Annotated in this window: 20 protein-coding genes, 1 tRNA gene and 1 pseudogene; 12 read left to right on the top strand and 10 right to left on the bottom strand. The window is 52.8% G+C overall.

What is annotated here, in order from left to right:
• Positions 1-78: 78 nt before the first annotated feature.
• On the top strand, positions 79-333 hold the full coding sequence (locus BM022_RS06505; RefSeq protein WP_091137848.1) for a GIY-YIG nuclease family protein: 255 nt from the start codon (positions 79-81) through the stop codon (positions 331-333).
• A 107-nt stretch (positions 334-440) separates the two neighbouring features.
• On the opposite strand, the gene BM022_RS06500 is transcribed toward BM022_RS06505, so the two are convergent.
• A complete protein-coding gene (locus tag BM022_RS06500; protein ID WP_091137846.1) occupies positions 441-1370 on the bottom strand; it encodes a pyridoxal-phosphate dependent enzyme in 930 nt (309 codons plus the stop codon).
• A gap of 526 nt (positions 1371-1896) precedes the next feature.
• Between BM022_RS06500 and BM022_RS06495 the strand changes: the two genes are divergently transcribed.
• Positions 1897-2181 carry an HU family DNA-binding protein gene (locus BM022_RS06495; protein ID WP_091137844.1) on the top strand — a complete coding sequence of 95 codons (285 nt, stop codon included), beginning with the start codon at positions 1897-1899 and terminating at the stop codon, positions 2179-2181.
• 26 nt (positions 2182-2207) lie between these two features.
• Here the strand turns inward: BM022_RS06495 and BM022_RS06490 are convergent.
• Positions 2208-2905 (bottom strand): annotated as a pseudogene (locus BM022_RS06490) (SOS response-associated peptidase).
• 415 nt (positions 2906-3320) lie between these two features.
• Here BM022_RS06490 and BM022_RS06480 point away from each other — a divergent pair.
• Positions 3321-4466 (top strand): calcium-binding protein, encoded by a 1146-nt coding sequence (locus BM022_RS06480; RefSeq protein ID WP_091137840.1) that lies wholly within the window; start codon positions 3321-3323, stop codon positions 4464-4466.
• 435 nt (positions 4467-4901) lie between these two features.
• On the top strand, positions 4902-6140 hold the full coding sequence (locus BM022_RS06475) for a Xaa-Pro dipeptidase (RefSeq protein ID WP_218146844.1): 1239 nt from the start codon (positions 4902-4904) through the stop codon (positions 6138-6140).
• Positions 6141-6379: 239 nt separating this feature from the next.
• Here the strand turns inward: BM022_RS06475 and BM022_RS06470 are convergent, their stop codons facing one another.
• On the bottom strand, positions 6380-6952 hold the full coding sequence (locus BM022_RS06470; RefSeq protein WP_091137837.1) for a recombinase family protein: 573 nt from the start codon (positions 6950-6952) through the stop codon (positions 6380-6382).
• A gap of 451 nt (positions 6953-7403) precedes the next feature.
• Between BM022_RS06470 and BM022_RS06465 the strand changes: the two genes are divergently transcribed.
• Positions 7404-7805, top strand: coding sequence for a hypothetical protein (locus BM022_RS06465; RefSeq protein WP_091137835.1), 402 nt, complete (start codon positions 7404-7406; stop codon positions 7803-7805).
• A 538-nt stretch (positions 7806-8343) separates the two neighbouring features.
• Entirely contained in the window at positions 8344-9021 is a 678-nt protein-coding gene (locus tag BM022_RS06460; protein ID WP_091137834.1) for a hypothetical protein, read from the top strand.
• 1337 nt (positions 9022-10358) lie between these two features.
• On the opposite strand, the gene BM022_RS06455 is transcribed toward BM022_RS06460, so the two are convergent.
• The 4 genes from BM022_RS06455 to BM022_RS06440 form a co-directional block, all read right to left on the bottom strand.
• A tRNA-Asn gene (locus BM022_RS06455) sits at positions 10359-10434 on the bottom strand.
• 316 nt (positions 10435-10750) lie between these two features.
• Positions 10751-10912: a hypothetical protein gene (locus BM022_RS15465; RefSeq protein WP_177191644.1), complete on the bottom strand. Its 162-nt coding sequence runs from the start codon at positions 10910-10912 to the stop codon at positions 10751-10753.
• Positions 10913-11661: 749 nt separating this feature from the next.
• Positions 11662-11889: a hypothetical protein gene (locus BM022_RS06445; RefSeq protein ID WP_091137831.1), complete on the bottom strand. Its 228-nt coding sequence runs from the start codon at positions 11887-11889 to the stop codon at positions 11662-11664.
• A 741-nt stretch (positions 11890-12630) separates the two neighbouring features.
• The gene (locus BM022_RS06440; RefSeq protein WP_091137829.1) at positions 12631-14049 is read right to left on the bottom strand and encodes a homospermidine synthase; all 1419 of its coding nucleotides are present in this window, start codon (positions 14047-14049) and stop codon (positions 12631-12633) included.
• Positions 14050-14459: 410 nt separating this feature from the next.
• On the opposite strand from BM022_RS06440, the gene BM022_RS06435 reads away from it, so the two are divergent.
• From BM022_RS06435 to BM022_RS06425, 3 genes are all read left to right on the top strand, one after another.
• Positions 14460-14813 carry a hypothetical protein gene (locus tag BM022_RS06435; protein ID WP_091137828.1) on the top strand — a complete coding sequence of 118 codons (354 nt, stop codon included), beginning with the start codon at positions 14460-14462 and terminating at the stop codon, positions 14811-14813.
• A gap of 117 nt (positions 14814-14930) precedes the next feature.
• On the top strand, positions 14931-15734 hold the full coding sequence (locus tag BM022_RS06430; RefSeq protein ID WP_091137826.1) for an alpha/beta hydrolase: 804 nt from the start codon (positions 14931-14933) through the stop codon (positions 15732-15734).
• Between the two features lie 51 nt (positions 15735-15785).
• Positions 15786-16877: an aminopeptidase gene (locus BM022_RS06425; protein ID WP_091137824.1), complete on the top strand. Its 1092-nt coding sequence runs from the start codon at positions 15786-15788 to the stop codon at positions 16875-16877.
• Between the two features lie 122 nt (positions 16878-16999).
• Here BM022_RS06425 and BM022_RS06420 read toward each other — a convergent pair whose 3' ends face one another.
• On the bottom strand, positions 17000-19009 hold the full coding sequence (locus BM022_RS06420) for a GumC family protein (RefSeq protein ID WP_091137822.1): 2010 nt from the start codon (positions 19007-19009) through the stop codon (positions 17000-17002).
• Between the two features lie 425 nt (positions 19010-19434).
• Between BM022_RS06420 and BM022_RS15135 the strand changes: the two genes are divergently transcribed.
• Both BM022_RS15135 and ygiD read left to right on the top strand, forming a co-directional pair.
• Positions 19435-19632 carry a hypothetical protein gene (locus BM022_RS15135; protein WP_143079543.1) on the top strand — a complete coding sequence of 66 codons (198 nt, stop codon included), beginning with the start codon at positions 19435-19437 and terminating at the stop codon, positions 19630-19632.
• Positions 19633-19769: 137 nt separating this feature from the next.
• Complete coding sequence (gene ygiD / locus BM022_RS06410) at positions 19770-20537, top strand: 4,5-DOPA-extradiol-dioxygenase (protein WP_091137819.1); 768 nt, start codon at positions 19770-19772, stop codon at positions 20535-20537.
• A 44-nt stretch (positions 20538-20581) separates the two neighbouring features.
• Here ygiD and BM022_RS06405 read toward each other — a convergent pair whose 3' ends face one another.
• Both BM022_RS06405 and BM022_RS16365 read right to left on the bottom strand, forming a co-directional pair.
• Positions 20582-21652, bottom strand: a complete 1071-nt coding sequence (locus tag BM022_RS06405; protein WP_091137818.1) for an NAD(P)/FAD-dependent oxidoreductase — start codon at positions 21650-21652, stop codon at positions 20582-20584.
• A gap of 542 nt (positions 21653-22194) precedes the next feature.
• Positions 22195-22449, bottom strand: a complete 255-nt coding sequence (locus tag BM022_RS16365) for a calcium-binding protein (RefSeq protein ID WP_371264302.1) — start codon at positions 22447-22449, stop codon at positions 22195-22197.
• A 565-nt stretch (positions 22450-23014) separates the two neighbouring features.
• On the opposite strand from BM022_RS16365, the gene BM022_RS06395 reads away from it, so the two are divergent.
• Positions 23015-25291 (top strand): CHASE2 domain-containing protein, encoded by a 2277-nt coding sequence (locus BM022_RS06395; protein WP_091137814.1) that lies wholly within the window; start codon positions 23015-23017, stop codon positions 25289-25291.
• Positions 25292-25327 lie beyond the last annotated feature (36 nt).

Raw genomic sequence — 25327 nt, 5'->3', positions numbered from 1 at the left:
GAGGAAAGTCATAGCCCTTTATTGCACGGATGAAGTTAATACTGCTAACCTCAGATCCAAACTGGATTAGTTTAATTAATGAATACGTGGAACGTATACATGGTGCGTTGTTCGGATGGCAGCTTATATACTGGCATCGCCCTGGATGTAGCGCGGCGAGTGGCTGAACACAATACTAATGATGTGCTTGCGGCCAGGTACACGCGCTACCGGCGTCCAGTGATGCTTGTGTACCAGGAAAAATGCGATACCCGCTCAGCCGCAGGCAAGCGCGAATACGAAATTAAGCAGATGGGCAAGAAAGAAAAATTGATGCTGATTGTGGCCGAGTAGCCTTGGGAAATGGGGGGTTACCTGTTCCAAAGATCCGGTCGTCGCAATGTTCACGTTTCCAAGTCATACCTAGCCTTGGCGATACGGCCTGGCGATAGAGCGCAACATTATATTGCGTCACATTCCAGACGTGACAACTCGACTAAATGATCAGCGGTAGAGCCAACACCGCCGCACACGATAACCAATACCGTTTTATATCCTGATAACGCCGCAACTTTTTCGTAAACTGCAGCAAGCGCAACGCCGCACGCCGGCTCAACCACAATTCCATGATCTTGCAAAAACTGCAAAGAAGCAGAAACGGCTATCCGGTCCGGCAACACAACGCTTTGGATACAGTGCTCTCTTGAGTATGCCAATGCTTGTTCACAAACTATGCGCGCACCTAGCGTCGTCGCAATACTCGATATATTTGCAAGCTCGATAAGAAATCCGGCGTTTAAGGATTTCCCATAGGAGTCTGCACCTTCAGTCTCAACAGCGATGACAGGTATATCGGCACCTCCATTCCGCTTCAATCCTTCTATAACACCGCACAGGAGACCGCCGCCCCCAACTGACAGAACGATTGCATCAGGCTTTAGACCAGCTCGGAATATTTCATCAATTAGACTGGCATGACCTCTCCAAATCAGGGGGTCATCGAAAGGATGTATATATGCATCGGCAGGTTGCATGAGCGACAGTGCAAATCGGTGCGCTTCGTCCAAAGACTTCCCCTGGACTATAACTTCTGCGTTCTCTAAACACATCAAATTTACCGCCCGCTTTGAAGCTGTCTCCGGCACGATGACGATTACAGGAACCGAAAGACGCCGCCCAGCAAAAGCGACCGCGAGCCCCGCATTCCCGCCTGATGACGCAATGAAGCGTTTTGCTCCTCGTTTTAAATATTCTTCGCATGCATACCCGATTCCTCTGGTCTTGAAAGAACCGGATGGCTGTGCGGATTCCATTTTCAGCCAAATCGATTGACCCACTCTACGGCTAATCGAGTGGGATTCAATTAGTGGTGTTTCAATATGTAGCGGCATTTATGATCCAAAGTTGGGCCTGACTTAAAGAGAGGCGGGTATTCATACAACGACGCCCAAAGGTATCCGGTCAGGCTTCTGCCTTTCCCTTTCCCCCCTTGGTCATGAGTTTCCGCAGCAAAACAAAGCTGAAGAATTATATTATCGCACCACAGTTTATTTAGAGGTTCATAGATTGGACTCAATATTCTCTGATTAGGAATAAAGTGAGGTGGGCCGCGTTCGGGATTGGTCATAACGAGTATGACCTCTTATGGAGGTGATAAAGTCGATGCTATAGCAGTTATCCGCGATCAAGGAAGGCCAACGTCGAGAACCAGATCGCGCAAGTTGAAAAAGGAGGAGAGGCGTTAAACTACCTCCATGATCCAACCAGCCGCAAGCCCTGCATAATTCTGCTTGACTTGAACGTGCCCATCCTGCCTGCAGCATGATGGCTTCGCTGCAGGAAGAAGCTTGTTGCCGCCCTCCTGTTCCTAGCACTTATAATATTGTCCTGATCCACTGATGGGAAAAGGAACAAACCATGAACAAAAAAGAACTCGTTGCGGCAATGGCTGCGAAGACTGACGCCAGTGGCGCTGCCGCCGACCGCGCGGTGAACGCACTGATAGAAATTATTTCCCATACGCTGAAAAAAGGGGATTCGCTGACGTTGCCCGGTTTTGGGACGTTCGAAGTACGTAATCGTGCCGCACGGACTGGCCGCAATCCCAAAACCGGTGAGGAACTGAAGATTGCCGCATCGAGGGTTCCAGCATTCAAACCTGGTGCAGCGCTCAAGGCTGCGGTCAATGGGAGCGGAAAGTAAGGACTAGCGGTAAAGCACTATCCGTTTCAGCCGCTCTCGCTTATCGGTACTAGCAAGTGCTTCCCGTCGTTATTGGGATCCACTCGGTTTACTGCCCGGTCCACTTTCCACCACATGAATTCTTGTGTAGGGACTGATCTGGTCTGGGCAATGTGTGCGGCTTCTTCGACTGACGTATAAGGGTCCATCCACTGTAACGTGTCCTCCGGCTCCAGCACTACCGGTCGCCGGTCGTGGATGTCGACCATCCCGGCGCCTGAGTCTTCAGTCACGATCACGAAACCGGTTTCCACTGTTTGCTGGATGTCTGGCTGAAAGTTCGTCAGCCCAGCCATGAATATAGGGTCGTTCGCTTTGGGGGTGATGTACCACGGCTGCTTCTTCCCGTTCTCCAGCGTCCCTACATACCATCCGCCGCAGGAATGATGACGCGTCCCTCGCTGAACATGTGCCAGAAATATCGTCCTGTTAGAGACTTCTCGACTCTCGCACATATCCATGGTTTCTTCTTTTCAGTGCCCTCCTGTGGGGTTCGATAGCCCCAGTTCATACTGATGAACAGCAACTCGCCTTGACGGAGCATGATCATCCATGGACGTTGCCCTGGGGCGATATTATAGGAAGGGGTATTGTCACTCAGCATTTTGAGCCGCTCGCTGATATGAACGCTCAGCGCATCAGCATAATAGCGCGGCGTTTCCGACTGTTCAAACCTGCCGCACATCGCTATTTTTCACCTTTGCCAAGGAAGGTGGACAAACGCGTAGCCCCCTTAGTCCTCGTTCGCTGTTGCGCCCTGCGCCAATAGGTTTGGATAGTGACTGTATCAACACGGTCCTGAAGCCGGGATCGTGAAAGATTCGTTGCCGAACGGTCATCTCAGGCCCCTAGTTGCGGAGGGGGCAGTTTTTGCTCAGTTGTCATATCCACGCGAAAAAACTATAAAACCGTCGGACATATAAGTCGCATCCTGATCAGCTAGGCTAACACGAGATACCCATGAGCCGAGCTGGACCCGTAATTCCCATACACGGGAATACTGCGCCACGAGTGCGATTACTCACATACTTTCCGAGCATTCTATATTAGCTTGTGATTGTTTCTCCGTATCTTTTCCAACTTCTTTCAAGGCAATCATCATGGCAACAGTTAACGGAACAATTTACAACGATAACGACACGTGGCTGAACTCCGTGTACTACCAGTCACTGCAGGGCACCGGTAAGGCCGATACCATTTCGGGCTTGGGCGGCAATGACATCCTTTACGGTTATGGCGGCGCCGATTATCTGGACGGTGGTTCGGGAGCGGATATTATGGAAGGCGGAAATGGCGATGACATCTTTATGGTCGACGACATCAATGATATACCTCGGGAAATGCATAACAGTGCCCAAGGCGGAGCGGATACGGTAAATACGTCCGTAACTCATACGCTTGGTTATGGCATTGAGCACCTTAACCTATACGGTGAAAATTTTACGCTTAACAGCGGGAAGATCGACGGTCACGGCAACGGCAATAACAACGCTATTAATGGGAGTGGAGGTATTAACTCTCTGTATGGTTACGGGGGCGACGATGCATTAGCGGGGGGAGGAGACAACGATTATCTTGACGGTGGGGCAGGGGCTGACACCATGGATGGGGGCAGTGGAAATGATATCTTTATGGTCGACAATATTGGTGACGTCACCAAAGAGAAGTACAACGACACGGTAGGTGGAATAGACACGGTAAATGCATCTGCAACTCATACGCTTGGTTACGGTATAGAGCACCTTAACCTATACGGTGAAAATTTCACGCTTAACAGCGGGAAGATCGACGGTTACGGCAACGGCAATAACAACGCTATTAATGGGAGTGGAGGTATTAACTCGCTGTACGGCTATGGGGGTGACGATGCTTTAGCCGGGGGTGGGGACGACGATTACATTTACGGGGGGGACGGCAGTGACCTCTTGACGGGGGGAATGGGCAAGGACCATCTGAATGGCGGGGGCGGCGCTGACGTCTTCGACGTGAATTATGCCAGCGAGAGTCCATTTGGCGCATTAAAAGATGTCATATTGGATTTTAGCGGAGCCGGAGGGGATGGCGATAAGATCGACCTCTCCACAATTGATGCAAATCTAAGGATAGCCGGGGACCAAGTGTTCGCTTCAGACCAGCTATCTTTTGCCACCGGAGTGTTAACAGGAGACGTAATTGGAGGACCATATCTACAAATCGAGTTAACCGGCGTCTCATCCTTCAACCTGGTAACCGACGTTGTTGCGTAGTCATTCGCTTCCCCCTAGCGCTTTTACTTCCCTGTCATCCCCAAAAATCGAGGAAGCGCAACCGAACCAGCAAGTCAACCTCTCCTACGCTCGTAGAGAATTCCGTACATTCAGAAAAACCGAGGCGGATGCTGACCGCGAGCACACTGCGGCGATTCAGCGGCATGATGAACCGGCCGGATGTTGCGTGCCGGCTCTTGTGAACCGACTGGCGTTGAAGGTTTTCTCAAGGAGATACGTATCGAACCCTATTGAGACTGGAAAAAGATCTTTGACCTGCTATAAAACTTTATGGCTCCCTTTACAGACCACCATTCTCAGGTGAGCTTTGCAACTCTTCTGTTAGGGAAGGACAAAATTGGTAACCGGTTGGGCGAAGTGAAAAGGGGCAGCGCACTAGTTTTATCCCTTATCTTGACTGTAGCGGAGGTTACGGTGATTTCAGAAGTCCAGGCTGCACCGCAGGCCATTCACTGCGGCAACCTTCTGGATGTCCGTGCCGGGCGCCTCATCGAAGACCAGGTCATCACTTGGGACAAGGACGGGGTCATCATCTTCGTCGGTCCCGCCAGCTCCGCTCCGAAGGGTATTACACGCATCAATCTCTCGGGCTTAACCTGCCTGCCCGGTCTCATTGACGTCCACACCCACGTCACATCCGACCCGCAAAACTCAGGCTATAAAGGGCTGGGCATTTCAGCCCCGCGCGAGGCTGTGATCGGCGTCAAGAACGCTCGTCTCCTGCTGCTTTCCGGGTTCACTTCCATACGAAATGTCGGCGCATGGCACTACACCGATGTTGCGGTGCGCGACGGCATCAATGCCGGAGAAATTCCGGGTCCTCGGATGATGGTTTCCGGGCCTCCGCTCACCATTACTGGGGGTCACTGCGATGAAAATCTGCTCCCAAGCGAATTCAACTTTAAAGCGGAAGGTGTGGCAGACGGTCCCTGGGCCGTTCGCCAAAAGATTCGTGAAGTGATCAAATTTGGGGCGGATGTAATAAAGGTTTGCGCCTCTGGCGGTGTTTTGAGCAAGGGTGGTCAACCCGGCGCGGAGCAATATACGCTCGAAGAAATGCAGGCGATCGTGTCAGAAGCCCACAGACTGGGACGGAAAGTCGCGGCACACGCCCATGGTACGGAGTCCATAAAGGATGCCATCCGTGCCGGGGTGGACTCCGTTGAACATTGCAGCTTCATCGATGACGAAGGCATCCGCCTAGCAAAGGAGCGCGATACCTATCTCGTATTCGATATCTACAATGATGACTACATCCTGTCCCATGGCGAGAAGAATGGGGTGCTACCCGAATCCCTTGAAAAAAACCGCCAGTTGGGCCGCTTGCAGCGAGAGAACTTTCGCAAGGCATTTCAGGCGGGCGCCAGGATGGCGTTTGGCACGGACTCGGGGGTCTACCCGCACGGCGACAACGCGAAGCAATTCGCAAAGATGGTCGAGTGGGGGATGAAGCCCGTCGATGCCATTCGGGCTGCCACTATCAATGCTGCCGATCTACTCGGCCAAGCCGGCAAAGTGGGCGTCCTTGAGAAAAGCTACTACGCCGACGTCGTTGCCGTCCGCGGTGATCCTCTCGAAGACATTACTATCCTCGAAGATGTCTCCTTCATCATGAAGGGCGGCAAGGTGTACCGCGACGATATCGCGAAGTAAAACGTGGGTTAACAAGCGAGTTTTTGCCACAATAACTCAATCATCCAGCAATGTGGCTGTAACCCGCCTTCCCGCACTCCATAATCTTTTTCCTATATTCAAGTCCCAGCTATATTTGAATTCCTCGACTTATAGGACTCCGCCAGCCTAGTTTAGCGTGAGTAATTTAGAATCCGGCCAGATAACACACGAGCAAACAGGATTAGTAGAGGTTGTTTTGTCGACAGTACGTTCGCGCCCTAGTCTGTCTCCAGACTCGCACTTCTCGCATGGGGAATATGGCGGTATAACGTAGATGCGGCCACGTTCAGCCGCCGGGCGACGGCAGCCACAGTGAGCTCAGAATCCTTCAGCATTGCCTTGGCTGCCTGAAGGTCCTTGGCTGAAAGCGATCGGGGTCGGCCACCCACACGGCCATGTTCCCGTGCGGCTCTCAAGCCTGCGGTAGTCCGCTCACGAATGACGCCGCGTTCGAATTCGGCAAGGGCAGCAAAGATGTGGAAGACGAGCTTGCCGCTTGGTGAACTCGTATCGATGGGGTCCTGCAGCGACTTAAGTCCTATCCCCTCCTGAAACGATTCGATGGTTTCGATTAGCTGTTTCATGGAGCGGGCAAGCCGGTCAATTTTCCAGACCACCAACGTGTCACCCTTGCGCATGTAGGCCAGGGCAGCTTTTAGCTCTGGCCGATCCCGCTGCGCACCGGACGCCTTTTCCTGAAAAATCTTGTCGCACCCTTCTTTAGTCAAGGCATCGAGTTGTAAGGCTAGATCCTGCTCCTGAGTACTTACCCGCGCGTAACCAATCTTCATCTCACTCCCTCTACCAGTTGTTATTCTCCTGAAACTCGTCTCAACTATAGCTTATGGGAGAGATAATTTCAAGAGATAGTTTTGGGAGGTAAAAAGAGGGTGAAACCGCAAATTTTTCCGCCCGCCCGCTATCTCCTAAAAACGACCGTTTAAGAGAGTCAAGTTGCAGCAGGGTTCCGAACGGCCCCACGAGAAGTAACGATGAGCCGCATCTGATCTCGTAATTCTAAAATTGGGTTTTTCTGAAAACAAAGGCGCACGGATCACTCGCACTACTCCCGGGATCGATCAAAGCGTTGTTGAACGATGAGTTCTGCGGGCGACCTGTATAAGAGCGGCCAACCTCACCTAGTGGGCGTCCATTGCTTTATTTCCTTACTAGTACGAAAATATTGCCGCTAGTACTAACCGGTGGCATACTAGTAGCTCCTCGATTTTAAGGAGAGCTGAGATGTCAAATTTTTTTGTGAGCGATGACGTAGCTGCCGTTATCTGGAAGCTGGCGAACCCGAGGCCGTTTGAACACTTATCATTTGAGGACGCCTTGCGCAGGCTTATTCCTGGGCTTCCTCCTGCAAAAATGGCCGATAATGAGCACAAGATAGATTGCGACCCCTTACTAGAAGAGTTGAAAGCTTATGCTGCACTGCCCCGACGCGCTCACACACCGAGCGCGAAAGAATGGGCAGCAAGTATTCAAGAGCTAAAAAGCATACCGAATCTGAACACATGGAATGCCATTTGTGACCATTTAGGAATAGAGACAGCAGGAGACTCTGCCCGTCGAAAGGCAAAAAAATGGGTTGCTGTTCACAGACCCTGCTGGCCAGAAGTACCCGAGACGGGCACTTGAAATTCAGGAATTCAATGAGCGACAGTTCATCGCGAATGGTTCGAGGGCTTTAAACTCACACGAAAAGAAGAGCTAGCGATTGAAAAAACTGTATTACCAAAAATTGGATTTAGGGCTTCCCAGGTCAGCATGGAGAGCAAATGCATTTGCCAATCATGGTTTGGCACGAAGGAAGGCGTGATGGAGCGTTATCGCATTACAAAGCATGGCCAGGCGCCGAAACCTGAGCTAGAGATTTGCTTCGTTGCACCCGAGGCAGTAAATCGTTCGGAGCAAGTCCATTGCATCACAGCAATATACGTGGAGTGGTAGCCTTGGACTTTGACCTATGTGTGAATAAAGGTCCCTTTTAACCGTGCCAGGAGACGAGAATCACATTGGTAGAACTCAAGGTGCCCCAAAGGAAGTCCCAGGGAGGAAAAGCAATTGGTCAATGCCAGGATCGAAAAGCGCTGCCGCTACGACCTGATGCTCATTTGGCTCATCTTCCGCTCAAATCAATCGCTTTAATCATTAAGGCCCATTAAAAGAACGACTAATGAGGAACGTCGCATATAAGGGTATCGAAACCGCTGTCTCTTTATTACTAACGTATGAAGCGATTGCATTGGCTCACCGCAAAAGGGAAGAGGAAGAAACGCTGTCAGATGGACAGATGAATTTTAGGCACAGCTTTGTTCTTCTAATTCTTAATGCTTCAATCATTGAAGGTACTCTCCGAAGTATTCTCTCAGAAAGACTGCTGCAGGATATTCGTATAGCAACAGAAATGGAGAGAAAACAAGGTCACGCCATCCTCGCAAAGACAGAACGTTCGCTCTCAGAGCGCCATTCTGATCTAGAAATGCAGGGCGGCTGGGAGAAACTTAAAGAACACTACTCATTTTATTTTGACAGAAGCCTTAACAAAGCCGTTAAAAAAGATTTGTGGGAAGCCATTGAAGTGTTGTTCGTTCTGAGAAATGTTCTTTCACACGGCACGGCTATTGTTCAGTCCGACGTAAAAATGGGCGAAACCATGAAGGATATGTATCCATACAACTGGCAGACAAAGCTTCAAAGGGCATCGGTATACCTTGATAAGGTATTTGGCAAGACTGATGTATTCCTTGGATCTTGCTACATATTCAGTTCCACAACACTTTATGGGCAAAACACAGGAATTGTTCTTGGTTGTGGAGCAAGATTTTGGCCCTTTACCTGCTCGAGTCGATAGGACGATACGGCTGATCAAAAATTACAGTTTTGGATACCGTTTACCCGCAATATAAATTAATTTTCTCTTTCAAATCGCGTACGTGGTGTCTACTGGCTTGCCCCAATACGGCCTTAAGATTCATGCCAATGTGCGTAGTCTGCATTGAGGTCGGTCACTTATTCATTCGTAGTCCTTTGCAGACCCACTATTAAAAAGGCTCACCGCATCCTTGGCCAGTGCAATGGCTCTTTGGACATCGATATCGGTCAAATCAAGTACACGGAGCCTCCCCTTGGCCCCAGCTGCGGGTCTTTGGCTCTGGCCTGGGCAATCAAGTCAGTCAATCGAGACACAACAACTCCTATTTTTTGTGTTTTTTATGTTTGTAGCGAGTATTACTGTTTGTGCAACTTAATAACAGCTCGCAATCTGGACCGAAGGCTTTTATCATTTAATCACGGTGCGTCTAGGCTTGGTTCTGCTAGGACTCCTCCTCATCCTTTCGTTGTCTGGATGATAGAGTTCCCTCGTGCAGGCCATTGTCTCCGAAACTTCATTGTCAAACGCGGCGCTAGCGACCTGCGATAGTTTGACTTGGAATGAGCTCGGACAAATAAAAAATAAAATGGCGCGAGATGTGTCGATCTGCGATAAAGCTCTGCCGTAATTGAAAGCGAGTTTCACTCAAAAAAAGAGGATCAGTCCTTTCCCTGTCAGCTTCAGGCAGCCGTGATCAGCATCATCATTTTCTAGGTGTGCCGCTTCGTGCTTGTTTACGGTTCAAGGACATCTCGAAGACAAGCCTATGCTCAGATGAAAGCAGCATATAACGAGCAGCGTATAGCGTGGCGAGCATCTGACTGGTTTTCCTGATTTCATCATTGAAGGGCCCGAGCTTTGAGAGGAAGTAGCGGACAAAGTAAGGATTAAACTTTTTCGTCCCACGGTCTGACGTAATCAAACGTAGGGAAGGAGATGCGGGCCCAGCCAACCTAATGATGGTCAGGAGCGCATGAGCCCCTGTTAGGTACGGATCAAAGACAGCCAAGCTACGCTCTGTCCATAAGTCGTGCTATTCGTGGTATTCGAATTTCAAGCATACCCCAAGGTGCTGGGAGCAAACACACCTGCCTTAAGAAATTAGGGCAATGAATTTTTGTAAGCCTCGTCGAAATCCCTTCAGAAATATTATGGATTTCTGTCGATTTTGGAAAGAAGGGTAAAAATGCTTTTTCACCCCCATTTCAATGTATTACCAAATTATCGTTTCGTACGATCTAGAGAGTTGAAAGTAGCAATATAGTAGCAATGAAATAATGAAGCATCCTATATGGCTATTTAACTATTTGATTTCATGGCTCCCCGACCAGGGCTCGAACCTGGGACCTGCGGATTAACAGTCCGTCGCTCTACCGACTGAGCTATCGGGGAATTGGAGAGGTGCATATACTAATGGCTTGGGGCAAGCTGGTCAATGCGTAGCGGGAAGTTATTCCGTCATTGGTTGCATTATGGCCTCCAATAACGATACCTGGTTGCGGAACCACAGGGTCGCAGCAGGCATTTCCTCAATCAGCGCGGCCATGCGGGGAATTAAGTGGGCGATTGGTTTTGCGGCACTTCGCAGAGCCGCAGGCGTGTTTAATACCAAAGAAACGAGCGGCGTTGATCAGGATGGAGCACCGGCGCGAACAACTATGAAAGCTCTGCACGCGCCGGCGCTTTTCGGGGCGAACCCTTGATACTTTTAATACTGTTTCTCGGGAACAACGATCACCTTTTCGGTCCCGCCTGACTCGCCTTTAGGGCCGGGCGGGCCTTGGGGCCCAGGTTCTTTTGAACCAATCGATATACAGCCTGCGAGCGCCGCAAGTGCGGCCACTACCGCGAACAATTTTAAGTTTTTCATCGTGTTTCCTTTTTTCCGTTGATAAAAGGCTACCACGACGAAAGCATAGTCAAAAACTGGAACTGTAACTGTGCGTTTCCACACAATCCCCGATATTTAAGAGCGCATCGGGTGCGGGATCGCTCCTCGGTCGCCATGAATTTCATACGGCACGGCGAAAGGGAACACGTCTACGAATCCGTTTTATATGGGGCAAGAACGCTTAATTTTTTACAATTTTTAGACTAAATTTCGCTTGACATTCCCACAGAAATCCACAACTGAAATAATGCGCAATTTTTTTTCCGCGCAATACGCTGTCAGCTGCATCAACCAAAGTTTGATTTACAAGCCTTTGATATATATAGCGAATTTTTATAGATCAAAAAATAGCCAAATGAGTAAATATTGTTACAAAAACACGACTTAGAGACCGTGTCCATAGCTTATCAACAAATTTATCCACAGGATTTGTGGACAATCCAAAGCTCAGGCGTAATTTAGCAGGACAGCGTCAAATATAGTGGGAGCAACCTCATGAACTTGGCTGCTTGCCGCTTATTCGTTCCCATGTCCGGCATTGAAAGATAGCGGATAACCATTGGCCCAACTCGGACCGGTACAGACGGTTTCATTCGCCGCGTGGCTATAGATCAGGATCAGGCAAGAAATTGGTGGAGCCCGGCGAAGGACTGATCCGGTACCGCAACCTGCATCGGCGAAGATACTTATGCCCGACGCTACCGTTTATCTGACTACCACTTATCTGACTACTGTTTATCCGCGAGGGGATTTTCGTATTCCTCCAACCGGAGTGCTGTTTCCACGATTTTTCGAGCCTCGTCCACAGTCTTTGCCTGGGAAATGTCCACGCCTGGGTTGGGATAGCTGTGCCAAAATGAAAAACCAGCGGACGTAATCCAGAGCAGGCCTCGCGCGTGTTGATTTACGAACACCTCTTGATGATGCTCATCAACTATTTTCCACTCGATTTCCATTTTCACACTCCTTCTTAGTTGTTAAGTATCCAGCGACCCCCCCCACTTCCAGGCTGGGCTCGGCAGATTCAGGCCGGCACTGCTGACCTGGACCTACGCAATTCAAGACTGACCGAACGGGGTCCAGTCCGTTGCAATACACCCCCGGCGCACGGCGGCGCACCGTCGCCGAAATTAATTATATACGTTGTTTAACTCCCGGCAATGAGAGAAGGGGTTAAGCATTGGATCAATCCGAGTTCACAACTCCTAGGGTATCGCGAAGCCCCCTGAGTGCACAAATTCCGCTCAATTCATAATCCAAAGGGACTATAAAAATTATCATTTAATATACCGACGTTTCTATTGACATTTAAGATTAATCCACATTTATTTTCAAGCCGTGCCAAACCGCGCGCGGACCTTAAAATGGGGCTGAAAAAAAACCTTTAAATTTGAAGCACCAAACTATGTGCATGAAAAATAAGTAGAAATTATTGGAGTTCAAAAAATAGCCATGCAGGAAAATAGTGTTACAAAAAGAAGACTTACCTGCCCCGTTAATACCTTACCCACAAACTTATCCACAGTAATTGTGGACAAATTAGCGCGCGCCAGTATCACCCTTAATAAGCGTCTCCGCGTGATATAACCGATGGGAAGCCCGGCAATATGGAGCACGGGATGGCTGGATCACAACCCGGCAAGTGCTTGGATCAGCCATGCTACTGCCCGAAGTGCGGAGTCCCGGCGCCCTCATGCTTATGTCACCCGGATATTCTTGAATTGCCACGGGTCGTCGCGATCCACATCTTCCGGGAATGGCCATTCCCTATCTTGTAGAGGTGTCCAGTCTCCGTAGACACCCACAACCTCGCCCAGATATGGCCCCGCGATTTCAAGTATGAGCCGATGGTCCATTTCGTCCGGCTCCACCACGCCCGACTGCGGATTCAGAAGCGCCCACACCATGCCCGCCAGCACCCCGGCCCCAACCTGGAGACTGGTCGCATTGTTGTAGGGCGCGAGCTGCCGGGCTTGCTGGATCGACAGGCGCGATCCATACCAGTAAGCGCACTTGGCATGCCCCATCAGCAGCACGCCCAGCTCGTCGACACCGCTCACGATTTCGTCCCGGATCACCCGTTCTTTCGACTGCACACGCCAGTTCCTGCCGGCAAACTCGTCGACCGAAAGCACAGCGTCAGGGCAGGGATGATAAGCGTAATGGACGGTTGGACGGTAGAGCACTTTCTCATCTTCTCTCACGGTCAAGTAGTCGGCGACTGAAATGGACTCGCCATGCGTGATTAGAAAGCCATGGTAGCATCCGCTCAGTGGAACCCAGCTGCGCACTCGCGTCGCAGCGCCTGGTCGGTTGAGGTAAATGGCTGCATCACAGCCGAATTCGTGCCGGAGTCCGTCCTGCGGCCAATAACGCTCATGCGTTCCCCATCCCAGCTCCGCGGGCTGCAGGCCCTCTCCGGCGAAACCGAATACGGACCAGGTGTTGACAAACTCATCCTCCTGTTTATGCCGGCTGCTGACCTGGGTGTCCTGCTCGGCGATATGAATCACTTTTATGTTTAGGGCGCGTGCAAGTTGCGCCCAATCGTCGCGGTGCGCAGGCACGTCCACAGTCAATCCGGTATCGGCCGCGATATTGAGGAGCGCCTGTTTGACAAAGGCGGACGCCAGGCCGGGATTCGCTCCATGCGACAGCACAGCGGTAGGACCGCCGCCAGTTTGGCGCCCGATTTCGAGCGCGTGTTCCCGCAAGGCGTAGTTGGAACGTAGCGAGGGCGTCAATGACGGGTCGGTATAGCCCCCCAGCCACGGCTCTATACAAGTGTCCAGGTAGAGCGAGCCGCGTCGGTGGCATAACTCTATTAATGCGAGGCTCGATACGTCGACCGACAGGTTCAAAAGAAAATCGCCCTTGTTCAGGTAAGGCTCAAGCACTTCAAGATAATTTTCTCTGGTGAGTGCCTGGGATGTGAATGACACCCCAAACTCCTGCGCGACCTCACCACCGTTTTCTCCAGCGGAAACGATCCGAACCTGCCCGGGGCGCAAATCGAGATGCCGAAACAATAACGGGAGCACGGCCTGACCGATGCTGCCGAAACCAACCATGACCAGGTTGCCTGTCAAATGCGCGTAGCGTTTATATGTCTTCATCCTGTTTTTCTTCCGTCGTTCCCCGAGTTTGAGGGCCGGTCCCGAGTCTCTCGATGATTCTCCCCATAAATGGGCGCAGCGCGACTTGCGTCCGGGCGCTGCGGACGAGGCGCTTTCGTACTTATCCGTGCTGCCGTGCGGGAACTGTATGCGACTGAATCTGTCGAACTTATACTCAACGACCAACCACCGCTAAATGCAAAATGGCTAAATGCCCAGCAGGGCCACGCGATTCATTGCAGCCCAGTTGGCGGACATTCACAACCGGCGGCTACAGTTGTAGCTGGTGTTCCACGATGGCGATGCCGGGAATGCAAAGCCGAAGTGCTCGATTTTATCATAATCGACAGCGCATGAATTAGCAGGCGGTCTGTATATTTAACTAGATAGCATTTTATGAGGACCTGACAATGAGCCAGTGCAACTCGCCGCAGCACGACAATCATGATCATCCGCACGGTCCGGAGTGCGGTCATACCGGCATCGTGCACAATGACCATGTCGACTACCTGCACGACGGACATCTGCATCATCCACATGAAGGCCATGTCGACGAGCATGTGATTGGCATAACATCGACCAATCCCCAAAACTGCACCCCCGGGCATGAATGCGCCGCACATACGTCAGAGCATGTGCATGGGCCTGAGTGTGGACATGAAACAGTGCCGCATGGAGACCATGTTGACTATCTGGTCGAGGGACATCTCCACTATCCTCACGGCGGTCATTGCGACGATCATGGCCCGGTGACGAAAGCCTGAGGCTGCCGAACTGCCCGACCTTAAATACTAGCCGACTCTGCAACGCATAACCCGGAGTCGTGTCACCGTGACCGGGTGGCGGCGGAATGATGGCGCCGCCATACTCGTGTTGTTGACTTGACGATCTCATCTCCGCTAAAAGGTTCCGGCATCACCGCGTCGCCCGATCAGGAAGGCCGACCGCACCACAGCGACAAGGGAGGCCAACGGGAATTCGACCCGCCTCAAGGAACTGAGAGCGAGCCTGCTGCGGAGACCGTCGTGCTCGTTCACGGATTATGGATGGGCAGCTGGGTGATGGGCTTAATGGGAAAACGGCTTCGGCGTTGCGGTTTTCAATCCGCCTTCTTTTCGTATCCTTCCATGTCCAGTTCGCTGTCCGAAAACGCGTTGATGCTGGCGCGGTTTACCGCGGGTCTCACCGCATCGCGGATACATTTTATCGGTCACAGCCTGGGTGGCCTGCTGATACTGCAGATGCTTGACGAGTTTCCCCAACCCAGACTTGGGCGGGTTATTCTGGCCGGAAGCCCCTATAGTGCATGTTCGGTAGGAAGGAAACTTTCACGGCGGGGACCCGGTCGGTACATTCTGGGGCGGAGCATGCTACAGTGGATGGAGTGGCTGCAGTGGCGGGATGAGGCCGCTGCAACGCGCAATCCCCCATATGAACTCGGCGTAATTGCCGGTCGCAGGAGCCTTGGGGCAGGCCGCCTCATAACCCGGCTGCCCGGTCCGAACGATGGCGTGGTGACAGTGGAAGAAACGCGCGTTCCAAATGCACGCGACGAAATCGTGCTCAACGTAGGCCATTCCGAGATGCTCCTGTCCGCCGAGCTGGTAAGGCAGGCGTGCGCGTTTTTACGGCACGGGCACTTTCTGCGTACACAGGCACAAGAACAACGGAGGCTGCATTTCTAACGTTCTGACGCTAAACTGCGACCAAGGCGGTCGGGAGCATTCCGGATCATCATGACGTTCGCAAATTCATCCAAATCCAAATCGAGGCTGATCGCACTAAGCCTCGTTGCCTTGCTTGGCGGTTGCGCCAATCTGGGCTACTACGCTCAGGCGGTGAATGGGCATTCCAGTATTCATAGCAGGATCCGGCCCATTCACACGGTCATTGCCGATCCCCAGACCGATCCACGCGTTAAACACTCGCTCTCCCTGGTGGTCAAGCTGCGGGAATTTGCCGTGCGCAAGCTCAAGCTTCCTGATAATCAGAGCTTTACCGCCTATGCAGACCTGGGGCGGCGATATGCGATATGGAATGTTTCTGCCACCCCTGAACTCTCCCTGGAATCTGAAAAATGGTGTTTCGTCGCTGTCGGGTGCGTCAGTTACCGCGGTTTTTTTTCTGAAACCGAAGCAAACCGCTTTGCCGATGACCTCCGAAGCAAAGGCTATGACGTTTCAGTTGGGGGCGTACGCACCTACTCCACCCTGGGATGGTTCAAGGACCCGGTACTCAACACTTTCCTCGGCTACTCCGATAACGAGCTCGCCCAATTGATATTTCACGAGCTTGCCCACCAGGTGGTCTACGTGCGCGACGATAGCACCTTCAACGAATCGTTTGCCACCGCTGTAGAACTGGAAGGCATAACCCAGTGGTTGAAGGAGCACGGTACCGAGAAACAACGGGCGCTCTTCGTCACCACACAGGAAAGGAAAGCCGCTTCCGCAGTGCTGATGCTCGATTACCGCAAGCGGTTGGAAGAACTGTATGCCTCTGGCCAGAGCGACGACGAAAAACGGGCGGGCAAAGCGCACATTTTTGCCGAGCTGCGGGAAAAAATGTCCAGCCTGGTCGCGGAGAAGGCGCGAGCCAGCTACGACCGCTGGTTGGAGCAACACCTCAACAACGCACATTTTGCCTCGATCTCGACCTATACCCAGCTGGTGCCTGCTTTTCGTTCACTGCTTGCCCAGCACGGCGGCAACATGGATCGGTTTTATGCGGCTGTGCGCGAGCTCGGCCGCCTGTCTGTGGCAGAACGCTCGGCGCTGCTGCACGGGATGGACGCAGGCAGTCAGTCTGCGAGTAACATCGTCCCTTAGCACAGCCATACGCATGTTGCTGCTCCGCTGGCTGTGCTGCCTCCTCATGGCGCGGGGCGCGGCCTGATTGCATGTTGCCCGCCCGCCTGTGTTGCATTGTTTACGCGCCCAAGTAGGGATATTCAGGCGACATTGATCAAAGCGGGATGAAGCAGTTCGATTTCCGCGAGATGGCGGCCTTCCTGTGGGGGGGAATACGCGCTGTAGCTTGAAAGGACTGAAGGTTCCAGATGCCCGGTAACCTGCTCCAGTTCGGATAGCCGCAAACCCTGGCGCACAAGGTAGGCGATATAGCTATGCCGGATTGCTTCCGCGCTTATATCCTGAGGATCAGGCAGGCCTGAGTCTACTGCAGCGCATACCAGGGCGGCTGAGAGATCAACCCGTGTTTCCGGGTCCCCAGGGTTCCACACGGCCTGACCCTTAGATTGCATGAGCAAGGATTTCAGCGTACTGCACATTAGAATGGACCGAGGCGACTTACCCCCGACATGAATCATATCCGCTTCCAGATCGATCTGATGCTTCGTCAGCCACACGACTTCGTCGAGGCTCAATCCGCTGAGCATCAAGGCGATGAGCTGCTTCCCCTTGAGATTTGAAGCGTTGAGCAACGTGCGCAATTGATGGCTGGACAACTCCCGCCGCTGTTGCGGACGTTGCGGACCTGCCAGGGATTGCGGTGGCTTCGTATTGGCGTCGAGGGAGGGAGGCGCGGCCTGGGGTTGATCGATTAGCCCGCCTCCCCCGCCTAACGCGCCCACCCCGCTCGGAGGAGCTTGATAGCCATGGACACCGAAAACCGCGATCGGCATCGGCGGTTCTTTTTTTTGCGTTAAATATTCAACGACCCACACCGTAAGCAGGCCAAAAAGCAAGGAGCCCGCAATCGCTATCAGCGCGTCCTGCCCATAGTTGGGTCGCACCGGGTCCCTCGGTTCATATGCCCGATTAATAACCGTCACCTGGGGATACTTCTCCTTCCGGCTGGTTTTTACCTGCACCAGTCTCTCTTGCGCATCGCGGTATAATTTTTCCAGGCCTTCGAGGTCTGTTTTCAACGCCTCGTGCTGGGTAAATTTGGATGTGAATGCGGATGCTTGTTGCTTGTGTTCGTCCAACTGGGCACGAAGTTCCCTGGTGGTTTGTTGCGCCGCAGCATAAGACATCTCGGCATCGTTCAGCACTAGGCTCTGGCCGTGTTGCCGTCTGTGTTGAACGTCGGTTTCCAGCGTCTTGATCTGCTCAGGAATGGATTTAAGGTCGGGTTGAAGATCCAGGTAGTCACGCGTGAATTTTTTATCCAGTTCCGCGAGCTTCTCCCGCATATCCTGCAATCGCTTTTCCAGATCGGTCAGGCTCGCCTTTTCATCCTCGGGCACTACCGCCTTGCCGCGCGAAATAGAGGTCTTGACGGCATTCAGATGTGCTCTGGCCTTGATTTCATCCTCATTGGCTTTGTTGAGCGACTCGGTCAGGCCCTTCAGCCGGGCTAGCGCCTCGTTTTCTTCGCGGCCGGTGGAGGAAATATCGTTGTTCTTCCGGAACTTCTCCAACTCGATGCGGGCTGAAGCCACCTTTTCGGCCAGACCCTCCACCTCATCCTCTACAATACGCTGGGTACTGCCGGCCAACTGCTTCACTTCTTCCGCCCGCGCATCCAGATACACGTCGATCCAGGTATTTATCAGCAGGGGCAAAAACCTCGAATTGGAACCCTCCGCGCTTATCTCGACCAGATTTGTTTCCGGAACGGGTTCGACAGTCAATAAAGTCTGGATATCCGACGGCTTCCACTGAAGCAGCGACTTATCCGTGGCCGAGGCCTTAAGTCTTGCAAGCGTCTCGGCCGCGAGCTCATGTCCGAGTAAAATCTGTCGTTGAATAGCGACATGTTGAACGTCAGCGTCGCTGCTTTCCCTGTCGATGGCGGTCATCGCGGAGGTCAGTATCGTGGCGCTGCTGCGATAGACAACTGGCCGGCTGTAACTGTAAGCAAGACTGATGGCGGCGCTGATCAAAAACGCCACTGCGAAAATGCTGAACCTGCGCGACCTATACCAGGGGTGATCGCTTGCATCCGAAGAGGAACGAAAAGTACCGCCAAAGCGCGACTCGATTCTATTGTTCATAGCCTGGGCTAGATCTCATGCTTTATACCGAAGAAGCTCCTGATATTTCGTTTCAATGAGGATTCCAGAGCAATTAGCGCGCCAACTCAGTCTAGTACATTTGAAGACTGATGCAGGAACCTGGAATCCTCGCGCGGCGCCAAGAAAAAATTGCAATTTCCCGAGGCCTTGCCGGTCTCTATCGCTGACGGGGTACTGCGCGAAGGGGCAAATTCCTGCGAGGCTACAACATTGAAGTAAATCATTAAATTAATTTTGGAATAAAACACGTCTTAATCGCGCTTCTGTTCGCTTCCGCACAAACTAAAAACTGCCTAAAGGGAACAATGTACCCCCTGAATAATAAATATATTTTTCATATTATTGTAAAAGTTTTGTTTTAATGTAACGGCAAATCCCATACTATCTGTCGGAAAAAAATGCAAATGAAAAAATACCATGATCAGAATCCGCGCGGCGCCACTTTCGCTCCCCTGGATCACAGGTCCGAGGCGTTCCGCCAAAAGATGTGCAGGCATTTCCAGTCGAACCCGCAGGTCCATTGGAGAAATATCGAGAGCATGCCGGAATGCAACCGCAGCAAGGGTGTGATATTGTTCAAGGAACCCTTAGCAAACCTGTAGTTCGGTGGATGTTTGACGTAGCAATGTAGCGAATCTTTAACTCAGTCGTCGCGTTCGTGACGGCAGGCGCTCCAGCGCCATCGATGGCCATTTACACGCACCCTATACCCCGTATGCGGATAGCCTCTTCAGTCCCGATGCCTGCTATTTTCCTGGGACATGGCAATCCGATGAATGCGCTCGCGAATAATGCGTTCACCAAGGCATGGTCGGAGATTGGCACCGCACTTCCGGTCGAACCCAAGGCTGTTCTTTGCGTTTCGGCGCATTGGTACGTGCCGAAAACCGCCGTCACGGCGATGGCAAAACCCAGAACGATCCACGATTTCGGCGGGTTTCCGCCCAAGCTCTATAAAGTTGAATATCCCGCGCCCGGTTCGCTCGAGTTTGCGGCGGAAGTAGCGGATCTGCTGTCGCCGGATGCGGTCATGGATACCCGCTGGGGACTCGACCACGGAACATGGTCTGTCCTAATGCACATTTTCCCGGCGGCAAATATTCCCGTAGTTCAGCTGAGCATTGACGAAACGAGGACGCCAGCCTGGCACTACGATACAGCCCGAAAACTGGGACGGCTCCGGGACCGCGGCGTGCTGATCCTGGGCAGCGGCAATATTGTGCACAATCTGCATACCTATGCATGGGGACAGCGCCACCTCCAACCATACGATTGGGCGCTCAGGTTCGAGAAGAGCGTACGATCCGCGTTAAGCGAGGGTGATGTGGAGTCTCTGGTAGAGTACGAAAGGTTGGGATCGGATGCGTTGTTGTCGGTACCCACACCAGATCATTACCTGCCCCTTCTTTACGTCCTTGCCCAACGAAGGGAAAACGAGCCTATCAGTTTTCCTGTGGAAGGGTTCGACGGCGGTTCCATCTCCATGCTCGCCGTGAGGATTGGATAACCGGGGGGCCGGGATGTAGGAATGGAGCGATGGCCTTGCGGCCGTCAATCTCCCGATGGTCCGGCTGACCGACTTTCCTGCCGCCCATAATGGAGGGCGGCGGCTTTATCGTGTTCCTGGACGTGGGCGCGCATTGCTGCGTCGTATTCCGCAAACGCAGCATTCGAATTTACGGCCTTCCTGTTTGAGGTCATCGCCTCCAGCACCACGCCGGCGCCCAACCCGGCAGATTCAAGCGCCAGCTCAATTCCCATACCGCTAAGGGGATCGGGCGCATACGCGGCATCTCCGACCGCAATCCATCCGTCCCCGGCTGTGCGACCGAAAGGACGCGCCCCCGCCATGCGTCCCGAAATGTGCGAATCGCCTATATGGATGGTCCGCGGCAGCAAAGGGGCGAGGAGTTTCGTCCCGCGCAGTTGCTCGATATAAAATTCCTTTAGGGAACCCCGCCTCTTTTTGAGTTCATCGCGTTCAAGACAAAAACCGGCAAAACAACATCCATTCTGCGCTGGTAAAGCGTACCACCAGCCGCGGCCGGCTTTCTCGATATAAAGCGCCTGCTGCGGCCCATCATGCCTTACTGGCAGCGATGTCATCAAGGCGATTGTCGACGACTCCGGAGCTGCCGAGCGGTCGAAAAACGATATGGCGGCGCGACCAGTGGCAAGAACGACAAACTCGACCCGCAGCGATGAGATTTTATCGTCTTCCAGACGCAACGACAGTTTCCAGCCGGCGTCATCTTCCCGCTCGATTCCTACAACCTTGGCGTCAGCACGCACGTCCACGCCCCCTGTGCGCGCCAGATCACGCAGGGCGTGATCAAAAAGCGTGCGCTCTACCGCTATACCTGGTCCCCAAGGGTTGAACATCGCGCTTAATACAACCGGCTCGGGCGTGCTCCAGAGAGAGATTGTTTCCTGAATTTCTACCCCCGGCGCCGCCGACTGAAAAAAATCGGGACAGTGCTGTTCGATCTGGCGCCTGGCGCGGCCGGATACCAGTTCAATTCCTCCAGGTGCATACCCGCTCCAGTGCACCAGCGTCACCTGAACACCGGCGCGGGCAAGGAGGTAGGCGCACCATGCCCCAGCGGGGCCTCCACCCACCACCGCGACCGCGGTATTTCTAAAGTCTTCTCTACAAATGGCAGTTCTCGTACAGATTCAAATCCGCGAAGCTGCGGGTCAGAGCCGCGTTTGGAGCGCGGCAAAAGAAATACGGAAATGGCGGTATTATTGCAGAGACGAGGTTAAACAGGTGTTGTAGTTGACCAAGTTTCACCTTGGATCGGGCGTAACACTAGAGGGCGCTATCCCAGGAATGAAAAAGCGTCCTATCTCCTACAAAATGCGGTTAAACGAGAACATCTGTGCCCGCGAACGCACCGACCGTAAGAGCGGATACACCGCTTAGTTCAATCATCAATTCAGGCCCGGGTAGACCATCAGTGTAACCCCGTAGCTCATTTCCTACCATCCGGAGCTCCCCTGCCGCGCCAGCGCCCCCTGGATTCCAGTTAAAGGGGTCATCGTCCGGAGTGCCCGGATCGGCCTCGATGTTGCTGAGATCAATCTGATCGCCCCTCGCATTTCCACCTCCTTGGAAATCGGTAATGGTATCGTGAAATATGGGGCCACTTTCGGTGACAAGGTTATATATAACGGTATCGCGATCGACCCCCGGTTAACCTGTCTACGCCGGGGCCACCGCCCAGAACCCGGTCGTCGCCAGGGTCGCCGGTAAGATTGTCGAGACCAGCATCTCCCAACAGCGTGTCGTCGCCGTCACCTCCTTGAACATTATCGGGTCCACCCCATCCGTTGAGGAAATCGTCTCCACCGAACCCCCTGATGACGTCGGCAACAACCGTAGGAAGGCCCGTGTCGGCGGAATTAAAGCCGGGGATGATGATGTCTGCATCAGCTGTTCAATCAGGCGTGATAATTGCATCCTTTAGTTAGAATATAAAAAACGATTAAAGAGTTTCCTCTTCTCTAGTCTCCCTCTTGTTTTCTTCTTATTTCCTTATTAATTTCTTTTTGCTTCCCTCTTGTTTTCCTGCTGCGCGTATTGCCGCGCAAATACACAGTAAATCTTGATACACCGAAAAGATGTGAGAAAAATCACACGTATCGATGTTTTTATTCCCTGCTAGAACTTCCGGCTGTCGTCAGCGAAGGGAGGGCGTGCGAGGGGAGGTCACAAGACAGGCTGGCGCAGCGTTCTCGTCTACCTGCTTCATTTGAGTTATTTAGTTAATTCTGTGCGGTTCCCGACATTAAATCGGTTCGGATAACGCTATCCTGCGGAGAAGTTAATCTCGGCAGCTAATTTTTTTTTACGGCCGCTGTGGTTAATTACTCGGAGTCTGAATGATGCGCCAAGTGTCCATCGCTTTAAGCACCAATGTTAAGCCCATATTCCCGCCCTTAAGCAAATTATCACGTCAGTTCTGACCGCATTCCTTCACCATGGCGGTATGGATCAAACATCTGTTATTCGCACTTCTCGTCGGTTTGCTCGGGGTATTGGCCAATCTGACGCCGCTCGGATTGCAAATTGAAGAGGATTTTGGGCTGCCTTGGCTATTTCGGCTGCGTGGCGCGACTCCTGGCCCGCCCGAGGTGGTTGTGGTGGCCATCGATAAAGCCTCGTCCAGCCGACTGGGTTTACCCGTCATGCCCAGTCTGTGGCCCCGTGACGTTCATGCCAGGCTGATCAATAAACTATCGTCTACCGGCGCGAAAGTGATTGCCTTCGACCTGAGGTTTGACACGCCTGGTGCGACCCCGCAACACGACGAGGCGTTGGCAAATGCAATGGTTGAGGCGGGCAACGTCTTGATAGTGGAAAGGTTGGATCGTGAGGAACATTGGCTCCCGAACGACCAGACAGGCCACACATACGTGGGCGGGTCTATGGTAAGGACCGCAGCCCTTCATCCTGCCATCGCGGACGCCGCCGCGGCCGTGGCGACGTTTCCTTTGCCGAAAGTGGACAGGATCAACGATTACTGGACGTTCAAGATGGACGCCGGTGAAGCGCCCACCTTGCCAGTCGTCGCCCTGCAGCTTTTCGCGCTCGATGCTTATGGCGATTTTATTCGGTTGTTGCGTGATGCCAGTCCAACCTTTGCTTCGCGACTCCCGAATAGCAGAAACGCCATTCCAATCGAAGATTTGATCCTGGCCCTGCGGGGCATTTTCACCGACGAGCCGCAGCTTGCGCAGCAGATGCTCACGGGACTGAAACACGACTCCTCTCTCGACGAGAAGACCAGACGCCTTATCCAGTCGCTGGTGAGCCTATATTCCGGCGATGAAATACGCTACCTCAATTTTTACGGCCCTCCACGCACGGTACGAACCATCCCTTATCACCAGGCGCTAGGGACTGCAAACGGTTCGGCTGCTCGCGAACCTACTGAAAATGATTTTCAAGGCAAGGCTGTTTTTGTTGGTTTCTCAGCGTCTACGCAGCCCGAGCAGGACAGGATAAGGGACGATTACCATACGGTATTCTCTCAATCCGACGGGCTCTATCTAAGCGGAGTCGAGATTGCCGCCACCGCTTTCGCCAATTTGCTGGAAGATCGCCCCTTGCGGCTCCTCCCCCTCCCTTTAAATCTGGCGTTGGTTTTTTTATGGGGGTTCGCAATTGTCATCGCCTGCGCCGCGCTCCCCCAACCTGCCACGATCACCCTGGGCACGGGTTTCGTACTTCTCGGCTTAGCTTTGATCTCTGCCTACGTCTATATGGCTCATCGTCAATTCGCAGACGCCGGGAATTGGATGCCCCTGATCGTCCCGTTGTTACAAGTCCCGGTGGCTGTATTCGGCGCCATATCGCTGAAGTATTACGAAGTCAAGCGCGAACGGGAGATTCTCAAGAAAGCATTCGCAAAATTTGTACCGCAGCGAGTGGTTAGCGACATTTTAAAAAGCAGCGGGCCCATCACCGCCAACAACCGTCTGGTTCATGGCGCGTGCTTGGCCACCGATGCAGATATGTACACAGCGCTCTCGGAGCAGATGGATCCCACTCAGCTCGGCGTGTTGATGAACGACTACTACGCCGCCATGTTCGAGCCTGTGAGCCGGCACGAGGGTCTTGTGTCGGATGTGGTAGGGGATGCCATGCTGGCGATATGGTCTGCCTCCTCCGGCGATGAGTCTTCACTGCGCAAAAAAGCGTGCCTCGCCGGCCTGGAGATCGCAGCCGCACTGGAACGATTTAACGCTACCAATGGCCGACCTCCGCTTTACACCCGCATGGGATTGCACGCGGGCGAAATGCTCCTTGGCACCGTTGGTGCGCTTCACCACTATGAATACCGCGCCGTCGGCGACATGGTAAATACCGCTAACCGCGTCCAGGGCCTCAACAAATACATGAATACACAGCTGCTCGTCTCGGAAAAAATCGTCGAGGGACTGGACGAATTCCTGACACGGCCGCTGGGAAGATTTTTGCTGGCGGGACGAGCCTCGTTCCTCCGCGTGGCAGAGCTCATGGGGTGCAAACAGGATGCCAGCAGCGACCAGACGTGGTTGGCTGAAATCTTCGCCGACGCTTTGCTTGCTTACGAATCACAAGATTGGCCCAGGGCATGCCGCTATTTCTCGGAAATTCTCAAGGCATATCCTCAGGACGGTCCCGCCCGGTTTTATCTCAAGCGCTGCCAGCACTTCCGGGAGGCGGCGCCCACGGCGCCATGGGATGGCTGCATACGCGTGGAAGGCAAGTGATTACCCGGCCCAACGCGGCTTCGCAAATTGGAAAGG

This window comes from Nitrosospira sp. Nsp14 (assembly GCF_900113575.1).
GTDB lineage: Bacteria > Pseudomonadota > Gammaproteobacteria > Burkholderiales > Nitrosomonadaceae > Nitrosospira.
This window is presented reverse-complemented; position numbering and strand designations above follow the sequence as displayed.